The organism is Roseburia porci (genome assembly GCF_009695765.1).
GTDB lineage: Bacteria > Bacillota > Clostridia > Lachnospirales > Lachnospiraceae > Roseburia > Roseburia porci.
This window is the reverse complement of sequence record NZ_VUNI01000005.1, coordinates 154,228-166,496: the sequence shown is the minus strand read 5'-3', so window position 1 is coordinate 166,496 and position 12,269 is coordinate 154,228. Positions and strand designations below refer to the sequence as shown.

General features: G+C 40.9%; 14 protein-coding genes. 12 read left to right on the top strand and 2 right to left on the bottom strand.

The genetic code is table 11. The annotated features are described in order from the left end of the window. The first annotated feature begins 150 nt into the window (after nucleotides 1-150). The 7 genes from FYJ75_RS04955 to FYJ75_RS04925 all read left to right on the top strand — a co-directional run bounded on the left by FYJ75_RS04955 (nucleotide 151) and on the right by FYJ75_RS04925 (nucleotide 4,661). Nucleotides 151-483, top strand: a complete 333-nt coding sequence (locus tag FYJ75_RS04955; protein ID WP_154429347.1) for a DUF5684 domain-containing protein — start codon at nucleotides 151-153, stop codon at nucleotides 481-483. Nucleotides 484-770: 287 nt separating this feature from the next. Beyond that, the gene (gene serS, locus FYJ75_RS04950) at nucleotides 771-2,063 is read left to right on the top strand and encodes a serine--tRNA ligase (protein WP_154429346.1); all 1,293 of its coding nucleotides are present in this window, start codon (nucleotides 771-773) and stop codon (nucleotides 2,061-2,063) included. Between the two features lie 365 nt (nucleotides 2,064-2,428). Next, the gene (locus FYJ75_RS04945) at nucleotides 2,429-2,995 is read left to right on the top strand and encodes an RNA polymerase sigma factor (protein ID WP_328596862.1); all 567 of its coding nucleotides are present in this window, start codon (nucleotides 2,429-2,431) and stop codon (nucleotides 2,993-2,995) included. Continuing rightward, complete coding sequence (locus tag FYJ75_RS04940) at nucleotides 2,988-3,416, top strand: hypothetical protein (RefSeq protein ID WP_154429345.1); 429 nt, start codon at nucleotides 2,988-2,990, stop codon at nucleotides 3,414-3,416. Before FYJ75_RS04945 ends, FYJ75_RS04940 begins: the two co-directional genes overlap by 8 nt. A gap of 24 nt (nucleotides 3,417-3,440) precedes the next feature. Beyond that, nucleotides 3,441-4,040: a hypothetical protein gene (locus FYJ75_RS04935; protein WP_154429344.1), complete on the top strand. Its 600-nt coding sequence runs from the start codon at nucleotides 3,441-3,443 to the stop codon at nucleotides 4,038-4,040. Further along, nucleotides 4,000-4,344, top strand: coding sequence for a LiaI-LiaF-like domain-containing protein (locus FYJ75_RS04930; protein WP_235907009.1), 345 nt, complete (start codon nucleotides 4,000-4,002; stop codon nucleotides 4,342-4,344). The genes FYJ75_RS04935 and FYJ75_RS04930 overlap by 41 nt, the downstream gene beginning before the upstream one ends. Before the next feature lie 131 nt (nucleotides 4,345-4,475). Further along, entirely contained in the window at nucleotides 4,476-4,661 is a 186-nt protein-coding gene (locus FYJ75_RS04925; RefSeq protein ID WP_154429343.1) for a hypothetical protein, read from the top strand. A gap of 62 nt (nucleotides 4,662-4,723) precedes the next feature. On the opposite strand, the gene FYJ75_RS04920 is transcribed toward FYJ75_RS04925, so the two are convergent. After that, nucleotides 4,724-6,034, bottom strand: a complete 1,311-nt coding sequence (locus FYJ75_RS04920) for an MATE family efflux transporter (protein ID WP_154429342.1) — start codon at nucleotides 6,032-6,034, stop codon at nucleotides 4,724-4,726. Between the two features lie 359 nt (nucleotides 6,035-6,393). Here FYJ75_RS04920 and vanR point away from each other — a divergent pair, with 359 nt between their 5' ends. The 4 genes from vanR to FYJ75_RS04900 all read left to right on the top strand — a co-directional run bounded on the left by vanR (nucleotide 6,394) and on the right by FYJ75_RS04900 (nucleotide 10,057). After that, on the top strand, nucleotides 6,394-7,095 hold the full coding sequence (gene vanR, locus FYJ75_RS04915; RefSeq protein ID WP_154429341.1) for a VanR-ABDEGLN family response regulator transcription factor: 702 nt from the start codon (nucleotides 6,394-6,396) through the stop codon (nucleotides 7,093-7,095). A gap of 3 nt (nucleotides 7,096-7,098) precedes the next feature. Then, the gene (locus FYJ75_RS04910) at nucleotides 7,099-8,184 is read left to right on the top strand and encodes a sensor histidine kinase (protein ID WP_154429340.1); all 1,086 of its coding nucleotides are present in this window, start codon (nucleotides 7,099-7,101) and stop codon (nucleotides 8,182-8,184) included. A gap of 89 nt (nucleotides 8,185-8,273) precedes the next feature. Further along, the gene (locus tag FYJ75_RS04905; RefSeq protein ID WP_154429339.1) at nucleotides 8,274-9,104 is read left to right on the top strand and encodes a C39 family peptidase; all 831 of its coding nucleotides are present in this window, start codon (nucleotides 8,274-8,276) and stop codon (nucleotides 9,102-9,104) included. Between the two features lie 149 nt (nucleotides 9,105-9,253). Then, the gene (locus FYJ75_RS04900; RefSeq protein ID WP_154429338.1) at nucleotides 9,254-10,057 is read left to right on the top strand and encodes an enoyl-CoA hydratase-related protein; all 804 of its coding nucleotides are present in this window, start codon (nucleotides 9,254-9,256) and stop codon (nucleotides 10,055-10,057) included. Between the two features lie 77 nt (nucleotides 10,058-10,134). Here the strand turns inward: FYJ75_RS04900 and FYJ75_RS04895 are convergent, their stop codons facing one another. Continuing rightward, nucleotides 10,135-10,644: an NUDIX hydrolase gene (locus FYJ75_RS04895; protein ID WP_154429337.1), complete on the bottom strand. Its 510-nt coding sequence runs from the start codon at nucleotides 10,642-10,644 to the stop codon at nucleotides 10,135-10,137. A gap of 161 nt (nucleotides 10,645-10,805) precedes the next feature. Here FYJ75_RS04895 and mutY point away from each other — a divergent pair, with 161 nt between their 5' ends. Next, a complete protein-coding gene (gene mutY, locus FYJ75_RS04890) occupies nucleotides 10,806-11,963 on the top strand; it encodes an A/G-specific adenine glycosylase (protein WP_154429356.1) in 1,158 nt (385 codons plus the stop codon). The last annotated feature ends 306 nt before the right edge of the window (nucleotides 11,964-12,269 follow it).

The following is a 12,269-nucleotide window of genomic DNA, read 5'->3' as shown; positions in this document are numbered from 1 at the left end:
TGTGTTTTCGCAGATTCAATTATACTGCTTTTTTAGGGGGTAATCACTTTTTTTGTAAAAAAATGTGAGAAATCCTTGAAAATATAATGTTTATAAAAATAAAAAAGGTAGTTAACTTGACACTACCTTAAAGAAAAGAGGAGTAATTGTATGATTCATATTTCATTATCTGCAGTGGGAATTTTAACATTGGTGGCATTCTGGTTTATTTTTTCAAAATTCGGTGAACCGGGATGGAAGGCAGTAATTCCATTTTATAACACGTATATCTGGTATAAGTATACATGGGGGAACGGCTGGTATTTTCTTTTTTTACTGATCCCGATCGCAAACATTGTGTTCTATATCCTGACAATGATCAAGACGGCAAAGGCATTTGGACATAACGAAGGTTTTGCTGTGGGACTTATTTTTCTCCCACCGGTCTTTCTGCTGATCCTTGCACTGAATGAGGACAGATATCTTGGATATCCGCTGAATTAAGCCTTGCAAATTCGCATGTTTGATTGTATAATGGCAGAAGATATAGAAAGAAGCGTTGATGGAATCTACGATTCAGGAAGCTTTTCAGAGAGCCGGTGTGTGGTGTGAACCGGTAAGCAGGCAGGATCTTTCCAATTCCGGAGCTGGTGATGAGAATCACAGGGGTCGCAGTCCTTATCCTGCGTCAAAGAGGCTTATAATAAGCAACTTGGGTGGCACCGCGGAATATACCTTTCGTCCCAGAGATAATCTGAGACGGAAGGTTTTTTTATTAATAGGAGGAAAACATGATAGATTTAAAATTTTTAAGAGAGAATCCAGAAGTAGTAAAAGAAAATATTCGTAAAAAATTCCAGGATCACAAACTTCCACTTGTAGATGAAGTCATCGAGCTGGATGCGCAGGCAAGAAAAGTACAGATGGAAGCAGACGAGCTTCGTGCAAGCAGAAACAAGCTTTCCAAACAGATCGGTGCGCTGATGGGACAGGGTAAGAAAGACGAAGCTGAGGAAGTAAAAGCACAGGTAAGCGCAAATGCTGCAAGACTTGCAGAATTAGAGACTCAGGAGAAAGAATTAAGTGAGAAGATCACAAAGATCATGATGACAATTCCAAACATCATTGATCCATCGGTTCCAATTGGAAAAGATGACAGCTGCAATGTTGAAATCCAGAAATATGGCGATCCATTTGTTCCGGATTTTGAGATTCCTTATCATACGGATATTATGGAGCGTTTTGATGGTATCGATCTGGATGCGGCAGGAAAAGTTGCAGGTAATGGTTTCTATTATCTGATGGGAGATATCGCAAGAATCCATTCTGCTGTAATTTCCTATGCAAGAGACTTCATGATCGATCGTGGATTCACTTATTGTGTACCACCTTTTATGATCCGTTCCAATGTTGTTACCGGAGTTATGAGTTTTGACGAGATGGATGCGATGATGTACAAGATCGAAGGTGAAGACCTTTACCTGATCGGAACTTCTGAGCATTCCATGATCGGTAAATTTATTGATACAATCAATGATGAAGAAAAATTACCATATACACTGACAAGCTATTCTCCATGTTTCCGTAAAGAAAAAGGAGCACATGGTATCGAAGAACGTGGTGTTTACCGTATCCACCAGTTCGAGAAGCAGGAGATGATCGTTGTATGTAAACCGGAAGAGTCAAAAGCATGGTATGACAAATTATGGCAGAATACCGTAGACCTGTTCAGAAGTCTTGATATCCCGGTACGTACCTTAGAGTGCTGCTCCGGTGACCTTGCAGATCTGAAAGTAAAATCCTGTGATGTTGAGGCATGGTCTCCACGTCAGAAGAAATATTTTGAGGTTGGAAGCTGCTCTAACTTAGGCGATGCACAGGCAAGACGTCTGAAGATCCGTGTAAAAGGAAAAGATGGAAACAAATATTTTGCCCATACACTGAACAACACCGTTGTTGCTCCACCACGTATGCTGATCGCATTCTTAGAGAACAACTTAAACGAGGACGGTTCTGTGAACATTCCAAAGGCATTACAGCCATACATGGGTGGTACTGAGAAGATCGTTCCAAAGCGTGATTAATCGTTGCAAAATTATTTTATATGAGAAAATTTCAAAGACCTGGCAGGGAATCCCTGTCAGGTTTTTTCTATAGAGTTAGGGTGTTAAAAGGTGACTTTTAACTTAGTGGCTGGCAAATTGCACAAAACAGTGTCTGATTTTCGGACAATGGAACATAATAGGCATTGCTTTGTGCAATTTGTTAATTCAAAAAATAAAGGCTACCTTTTGACACCCTAATCTCTATAGGAAATACCGTGCTGCGTTAAAGTGTGCGGCAGGCGCACACTTTTTTAAATTATTTTGAAAAAGTTGAAGATTTTCCATGGAAAGATGCGTTATAGTTATTGAGTGGTTCATGAAAAGGGAAGAAAACCACAGAGGAGGTGGAAGAAACGCCGGCGTATGCACAATTAGAAAAAATGATCGATCAGTACCAGAATCTGGTATTGTCCGTCTGTTATAAGATGACCCAGGACTATTTCGCGGCACAGGATCTGACGCAGGAAACGTTTCTGTCTGCCTATGAACATCTGGACGAATTTGATGGGACAAATGAAAAGGGATGGCTGTGCAGAATTGCATCCAATAAATCGATTGATTATCTGAGAAAGGCGTCATCGAGACAGATACCGACCGAGGATGAGCAGATGGAACAGTATCAATCCGGGATTGGAAGGCCAGAGCATGATACGATGGAAGCCGCGGTGTCGGAGGAACTTCTGGTGAACTGTAAAAAGTTAAAGCCTCCATATGATGAGATCGCAGAGCTTTATTTCTATCATGAGAAAACAGCGGAAGAGATTGCACAAAAACAACAGAAAAATATAAAAACGATACAGACACAGATCTACCGGGCAAGAGATATGCTGCGAAAGCTTTATGGCAGCCAGCATCATACATATCGAAACCGGTTTCAGAAAGTGGGAAAGGAGATGCGTGAGGATGCATAGGGAGCAGGACTATTTATCAGAGGAAGAACTCAAACAGCTGATCGCAGAGACAGAACATGGAGAAATGTTAAAAGCACCTGTTTATCTGAAAAGCGAAATACTGGATAAAATCCGCATGGAAGAGCAAAAGGAAAAAGTGATCGAAATGCCACAAAGAAGTGGCAAAATGATGACAGAAAAAGAAAAGAAAAAAGCATACATGCGTTATCGCATCAAAGTTGCCGGAATTGCAGCGGCAGCAATCTTTGCGCTTTTTATTATTCCGGCAGGAACTTCAAATTCAAAACAGAGCAGTTCTGTGAACGAAGAGAAAACAAGCATTACAGGAACAATCAATGAGAAAACGAATGCATGGTGCAGTCATCTGTTTGAACTTTCCAATGGACTTATCGCACCGGATTTTAATAAAAGTACTGATTAAATAAAAAGAAAGAAGGAAGAGAAAATGAAAAATAAAAAAAGTGGTTTTTGGAATTTTATCCTGTCCTGGATACCGGGATGTTCTGAAATGTATATGGGATTTATGAAGATGGGCTTAAGCCTTATGGCAGTGTTCTGGGGGATTATACTGGCATCGATTGTATTAAACCTTGGACCATTGATGTTTCTGGCGATGATCGCATGGTTTTACAGCTTTTTTCATGCAAGAAATATGTACCATATGGATGATGAACTGTTTCGGGTGACCGAAGATCGATACCTGTTTGACGTTGACAGCCTGACAGCTTCAAGTGAAAAAATTGCAAAACGCTATCGTAAGATTATCGCGATTGTACTTGTGGTTCTTGGAATTGTTCTTGTATTCCGCGGACTTTACTCAGCAGTTGAGTTTGTTCTCCCGGAGATTGTAAAAGCAATTTATCGCCGCGCAGCTTATTATCTGCCACAGGTCATTGTCGGAATCGGAATTATTGCAATCGGTAAGGTAATGCTTGACGGAAAGAAGAAGGAATTATACGGAGACGATGCAGAAGACAGGAAGCAGGATGGAGGTGTTATGCAGGATGGAAGCGAAGAAAACAATGGAACAGAAAGAAACGAATAATTATGAAACGGTACATCGTACCGGAACGATCACCTGTGGAATTACACTGATTTTATTTGGAATTCTTTTTCTGGTGCACATGGTATTTCCAGCATTGAATTACCGGATTATTTTCCGTCTCTGGCCATGTATTCTGATCGCACTTGGTGTGGAAGTGCTGGTTGCGAATGCAAAGCCGGATCAGAAATTTGTATATGACAAGGGAGCAATTGTATTACTGATGATCCTCGTCATATTTGCCATGATAATGGCTGGTATTGACCTGATGTTTACGTATGGGGCAACCTGTATTTCTTTTTCATAGCAGCTTTGAAAAAGCCGGGAAAAAGAACTGGAAAAATTTGTTTTCAGTGTTTATAATATTCTTGTATACAAAATAATTTCATTCAGAAACCATAGAATGGTCTGAAGAATATGGAATTGGAGTGTGAGAATATGAGTGATATGGACAAATTACAGGAAGAATGTACACACAATTGCATGACATGTGGCGCAGGATGCGCAGAACATGAAGGAGAAGCAAAGAATGTGACTTTGGAAAAAGCCTTAAACGCCATCAGTGAGATCGACAGCGATGATCTGCTGAAAGCATTACAGTCGATCGCAGAGGACGACAAATAAAGAGAATATCGGATAAGAAAATCCGCTGTCCTGGCAGTAAGCCTATGGACAGCGGATTTTTTTTACTCTTTTGTAACAGAAGGAGTACTTTTCGTGTATTTTCTCAGTCCGCATAGTGTAATGAATATGGTTACAAATTCTGCAGCAGGAAAAGCCAGCCAGACACCGGTCATACCATAGAGTGCAGAAAGCAGAAAAGCAAAGAGGAGTATCGCAGCAAAGCCTCTCATGATAGAAGCAGCAAAAGCAGCTTTTACGGATTCTACAGCACTCAAAGCAGCGGTTCCCACAATGTTGATGCCTGCGAAAAGAAATCCGACAAAATAAATACGCAGTCCATTTTCCGCATATGTGGCAAGCTGTGGGTCATGTTCTTTGTTGAAGACAGATGCAATTGCCGGTGCGCAGGTCTGAACAACAAGAAGCAGGATCAGTGCAAGGCCAAGAGCTGTTACAAGAGCCATTTTAAGAACGGAACATACCTGTTTTTTCTCGCCTTTTCCATAATACTGGCTGACTAAAGGCTGAGATCCCTGGGCGATACCATTAAATAAAGAGATTGCAACCAGTGAGGTATTTGCAACAACTCCATAAGCAGCGACACCAATATTGCTGGCAAGAGAAAGAATGATCATATTAAAGGAAGCTGTAATGACTCCGGATGAAAATTCACCGACAAAGGCAGATACTCCAACCTGGCAGGAGTGAATCAGTCTCCGGAGAGAGGGAACGGCAGGTCGAAGGTGGATCGTGCATCTGGATGATCTGAAATGGATACAGCAGATCAGAATTCCAATAAGCGGGGAAAATGCGGTGGCAAGTGCAGCACCAGCCATTGACAGACCGAGTGGAAACATCAGGATATAGTCAAAGACAATGTTAAACAGACTGCTGAACAGTGTCGCAGACATTGCAATGGATGGACTGCCATCATTTCTAACAAAGGCATTACAGATATAATTCCACATAAAAAATGGAGTAAACAGCATAAAAATGCGTGTATAGGATTTCCCGACAGCAATGATCTGAGGATTACCGCCAAGAAGGGCAATCAGCCGATCCGGCCAGAAAAGACCGACAGCGATAAAAATAATACTGATCAGTGTTGAACAGAGAAGGGCATGGAAAAAATAGCTTTCTGCGTCCTTTTTTTTCTGGTTTCGTTCAACAACAAAACGGATGGCAGATCCGACACCGATCATGGCACCGATCGCAAAGATCAGATTATAGACGGGAAGAACCAGATTAAGAGCCGTGATTCCATCAGAACCGACCGCTTTTGAAATAAAATAAGTATCTGCGAGAATATAGCAGGACATACCAAGCATGCCGAGCATATTTTGGGAAACATATTTGATAAATTGTTTTAACATTTTTAAACCTCGTTTGTAAGTATAAGCATGAAAATCATTAACCATATTGTAGCACAGATTTGATTGGATTCTGAAATTTTTTCTCTGAACAGGTGGCAGGCTGCAGAATCGTAAGAATCTCTTAAGAAAGAGGACACAAGGGATATGATATAATGTACGCGAAGGCAAAAGTGAGCATACAGTCTAGGAAACTATGAATACTTGTATGGTATAGTTTCCTGGACTGTATGAGAACGCGCCCGCGAGTCCGGAAAACCGGAGGTTTTTTCGGACTTTTGCCGTAGCGGTTAGGCAAAAGAGATAACGCCGGAGCAGTTCAGTACATAAACATCAGCCAGAATCAAGGAGAATAGTCAGAGTTGGAGAGAAAAAGAATTCTTATTGTAGATGACGAGAAAGAGATTACAGATCTTCTGGAAGTCTATCTGAAGAGTGAAGGTTATATCGTATATAAATTTTACTGTGGAAAAGATGCATTGGACTGCATGGAAAAAGAGCAGATCGATCTCGCAATTCTTGACGTGATGCTTCCGGATATTGACGGATTTACAATCTGCAGAAAGATCCGTGAAAAACATTATTTTCCAGTTATTATGCTGACGGCGAAGATTGAGGAGACCGACAAGATCAATGGAATTATGCTTGGAGCGGATGATTATATAACGAAACCTTTTCAGCCGTTAGAGCTGTTGGCAAGAATAAAAGGACAGCTCAGAAGGGCTGAATTTTACAATAAAGGTGTCAGTGATAAAGTGGAAGAAACCTGTTATGAAATCCGGGGACTCCAAGTAAATGAGAACCGTCATCAGGCATTTTTGTATGGGGAAAAGCTGGATCTGACGCCGACAGAATTTGAGATCCTTTTATACCTGTGCCGTCATCTGAATCAGGTTGTGACATCTGAGGAATTGTTTGAGAATGTCTGGAAGGAAAAATATCTGGAGAATAACAATACGGTGTTTGTTCATGTATGCAGGATTCGTGAAAAGATGCATGAAAACACAAGAAAACCGAAATTCGTAAAAACCGTATGGGGTGTCGGATATACACTGGAGGAATAACATATGAAAGCGAAGACAAATCTATATCACAGATGGCTGTTAAAATACTTTTTTCAGATGGCGATCAGCCTGGGTATAATCGTGATTGTTTATCTGATCGGATATATTGTGTGCAAGAGAAGAATATGGTATCCAGATGATGCCTGGTATTGTGATTTGAACTGGATCGACGATCATACATTCGTAGTCATATTTTTCCTGATGCTCGTATGCTCTGTGTTTTTTGCAGTGAGAATGCTCAAAAAGATCGCATTTGGAGTCAGCGAGATTGGTGACGCAATTGTAGAAATAGATTCTGAGAAGAAAGATCCGATCGTACTGCCGACAGAACTGGCTCATATAGAGCAGCTGATGAATCAGGTAAGAATTCAGAATGCTGCAAATATCCAGTCGGCAAGAGAAGCGAACCAGAGAAAAAACGATATGATCATGTATATGGCACATGACCTGAAGACACCTTTAACTTCGGTGATTGGATATCTGACCCTGGTAAGTGAGGAACCTGATATACCAGAGAATGCCAGAGGAAAATATATCGGGATCGCATTGAAAAAGGCGCAGCGGCTGGAGGAACTGATCAATGAGTTTTTTGACATTACCAGATTTAATTTCACACAGATGATACTGGAGAAGTCATCTGTGAATCTTTCGGTCATGTTAAAACAGATGGTGACTGAGTTTGAGCCGATCTTTCGTGAAAAAAATCTTAATACAACGTTAGAGATAGAAGATGGGATTGAATATTTATGCGATGTGGATAAAATGGAGCGTGTATTTGACAATCTGTTTAAAAATATTGTGAATTACAGTTATCCAGATACCGCAATTGTAATTTGTCTTCATCGATGTGAGACGGACAGAATCGAACTTATCACAACAAACCATGGAAAAACGATACCAAAAGAAATGATTGCACACATTTTTGATCAGTTTTTTAGAATGGACAGTTCCAGAAATTCGGATACCGGCGGCTCCGGACTTGGACTTGCAGTGACGAAGGAGATTATTTCGCTGCATGGCGGAACAATCCGCTGTGAGAGCGAGAATGAGCAGATCAGTTTCCGGATTACATTGCCGCTGAATCTTTAGAAAATTGTAAGAAATTGCACAGAATTTATTAAAACACACCTCTTACGGATATGCTTAAATGAAAGCATCAAACGGAAAGAGGTGTGTTTATGCAGGAAAACATAAAAAATAAAAATCATACCATACATCATACACAGCGGAAAAATAAGGCAGCAAGACGAAAACTGCAGCGTCTGAAAAAACGGCTGCTGATTCTTGGCGTATTGCTTGTGATTCTGGGCGCGGTCAACCAGAGGATTTTTTTACCAGGAAATCTGAGACTTCCAGCTGTCCTTGGTATGAATCAGGAGCGCACATTAAAGGAGGAAGGTGTGCCACAGAGTCTGATCGATCTGTACGAACGAAATAAAGAGGCAAGGCAGTTTGTGCTTGACTATGAAAAAAATAAAGATAAGCATGAGGCAATTGATGTTTCAAAAGAGGTCAAAGATGGGGAAATCCCGTTGTTTTTGCAATGGGATGAACGTTGGGGCTATGAAACATACGGAGATGATTACATGGCCGTTACAGGCTGTGGACCAACGGCGCTGTCCATGGTATATACCGGGCTGACCGGGGATACAAGCCTCAATCCTTATGAGATGGCAAAATTAGCCCAGAATAATGGATATTATGTGAATGGCAGCGGCTCTTCCTGGAATATGATGCTTGGACTTGCTTCACAGATCGGATTGGATGCAAATGAGATTTCGCTTGATGAGAACAGTATTAAAAAGGAATTGTCTGCTGGAAATCCGATTATTTGCATTATGGGACCGGGGGATTTTACAACAAGCGGACACTTTATTGTGCTTACCGGAATTACAGATGATGGGAAAGTGCAAGTGAATGATCCAAACAGCGTCAAAAACAGCCAGAAGACATGGGAACTGGACCGGATTATGAGTCAGATGCGTGATCTGTGGGTATATAAAGCTTAAAATAACATGAAGACAGGAAAAAACAGTCTGGAAAACCAGTGTATAAAATATCTGTAAAATATTTCTGCGTGAGATTGACAAAATTTTATCAAAGTGCTAGTATGAAACTATCATTTAGAACTTAATAAGACATAGGAGGATTTTTTACGATGAGTGAATTCAAAAACCTTAAAGTAGAAGTTGCTGACGGAATTGCTACACTTGCAATCTCCAGACCAGCTGCATTAAATGCATTAAATAGCGAGACTCTTGATGAGTTAAATGTTTGCTTAAACGAGATCGAAGCAAATGATGACATCAAAGTTGTAATCTTAACTGGTGGTCCAGATAAGAAAGACAATGCATTCAAATCTTTCGTTGCTGGTGCAGACATCGCTGAGATGGTTAACTTTACTGCTCCGGAAGCAAGAGCATTCGGAATCAAAGCATCTGCTCCATTCTTCAAATTAATGAATATGCGTCAGGTTACAATCGCAGCTGTTAACGGCTTCGCACTTGGCGGTGGATGTGAGATCGCTATGGCTTGTGATATCCGTATCGCTTCTGATAATGCAGTTTTCGGACAGCCTGAGTGTGGTCTTGGAATCATTCCTGGATTCGGTGGTACACAGAGACTTGCTCGTTTAGTTGGTATGGGACGTGCAAAAGAGATGATCTTCACATGTGATAACATCGATGCAAATGAAGCTTATCGTATTGGATTAGTAAATAAAGTTGTTGCAAAAGAAGAATTAATGCCAACAGCAAAAGCTATGGCTGCTAAGATCATTTCCAAAGGAAGCTATGCAGTATCTGTTGCAAAAGCAGCTATCAACAATGGTTATGATATGGATATCAAGAATGCAGTTGAGATGGAAGCAAACCTTTTCGGTGTTGTAAATGATACTCATGATAAAAAAGAAGGAATGGGCGCTTTCTTAGAGAAGAGAAAAGCTGATCTTACAGACTTCTAATTGTACATATCTGAATAAAATATCATTTGTATCTTTTTATAATTTTATTTTATCCACCTAAAATGGAGTGTGAATTTTCACACTCCATTTTTAAATACCTGTTTAATACTGTCATAATGAAGGAAGATTCCCTGATCTGCAAGTTCTTTGATCTGCTCTGGTGTGGCAAGCATATAGCCTGCAGTTTCTTCCTCCTGAAGATGAAGATCTTCTTCCAAAAAATCCATCTGGAAACGATAGACATCAACAAAGTAGTTATCGCCTTCCCCAGGATTCTCTCTCTGATAAGTGAATAAATATCCGCCATCGGCATTACTTACATCCAGACCGGTCTCTTCTTTGATCTCACGGAAGATGGCGTCTTTGGACTGTTCGCCTGCCTGTGCAGCTCCTCCGGAAATTTCCCACCAGCCAGGTGCCCAGGCTTTGGTCATGACACGTCTGGTAATCAGAAATTTTCCATCCGGTCTTACAATTGCACCGAGTACAGTAAGATGGTATTCGCCGTCTTTTAAACACCAGTCATTTCTTTTCATGGTTCGTCCGGTTGGTTGTTTGTTTGCATCATAAATATCCCATAATTCCATTGTCTGTTCCCTCTTTTTTCTTTATTAGTGTTAAGTATAAAGAATTGTCCTTAAATTGTAAACCTTATTCCTTCGAGTATTCCAGAGAACATTTCAGGGAAATCGTTCCAGTCACAGAATATGGGTTTACCTTTTGCAGAAATTATATTAATATGTGTAACATGATAGATGATTTTAATTTGGAATTAATTGTACAACCGCTTCAGGACTGGTTTGCCGGGCATGCCCGGGTGCTCCCATGGAGGGAGGATCCGAGGCCTTATTATGTCTGGATTTCTGAGATCATGCTTCAGCAGACGAGGGTAGAAGCAGTAAAGGGATATTTTGAGCGTTTTATTACGGAGCTGCCGGATGTAAAGGCTTTGGCTGAATGCAGGGAAGATAAGCTTTTAAAGCTGTGGGAAGGACTTGGTTATTATAACCGCGTAAGGAATCTGAATGCAGCTGCAATACAGATCATGGAAGCGTATGATGGCAGAATTCCCGATGATTATCAGGAATTGCTGAAATTAAAAGGAATCGGACATTACACGGCAGGAGCGATTGCATCTATTGCCTATGGAAAGCCGGTTCCGGCAGTGGACGGAAACGTGCTTCGTGTTATTTCCAGGGTAACATGCGATGATTCAGATATTATGAAGCAGTCCGTACGCAATCATATGGAAGAAAAACTGGCAGAAGTAATGCAGGCGGAACATACTACAGTGATCCCGGGAGTCTTTAATCAGGCACTTATGGAACTGGGGGCGACAGTCTGTGTTCCGAATGGTATGCCACACTGCATGGAATGCCCATGGCAGAATCTGTGTGAAGCAAAAAAGAGAGGATGCATAGAATCACTTCCGGTGAAAAAGAAAGCAAAGTCAAGAAGAATTGAAGAGATGACAGTGCTCGTTATCCGGGATGATGAAAAAGTGGCAATCCATAAACGCAGTGCATCCGGTTTGCTGGCAGGACTTTATGAACTGCCGAATCTGCCGGGATATATGGACACGGAGGCAGTGCTTTCTTATATCAGGGAACTTGGATATGCACCGATACGTATTACTCCGCTCGCAGATGCAAAGCATATTTTTTCGCATGTGGAGTGGCGTATGAAGGGATATGTGGTGTCAATCGAAGAACCGGGCAATGAACTCTCAGCTGAGGATGCGAGGTATTACAAAGAGCAGCGCAAAAAGAAAAAGCTGGTGTTTGTAGATGCAGAGGATGCAAAAGAACGGTATGCGATTCCGGCCGCATTTGCCGCGTATGCCGGGTATATGAATATCAGGCTTGGAAAAGAAGCGTTCGATAAGAAAGAGGAAACCGGTGCATAAAATGCACCGGTTGTCATATGAAAAAGATTATTTATGAAAAGTGAGTTAACACTGTTTATCGGGAGGACCTCGCGTCCGCAGATGCGAGGAATATGAAAAAGAAAATGTTCTTTTGTTTGTTTTCTTTCTATGCTCTTATCATACGTGGGAATTGTGAAATCGGTATGTTTAAGGTATGAGTTTTTTGTAAATAAAATATGAACAAAATAAGTACTTGTACAAAATTAGGGGAAAAGTACTTTTTCAGTAAATACTATGATGAAATTAAGAAAAAAATAAGTTGGAACTGCCTGTAATTCGTGTATA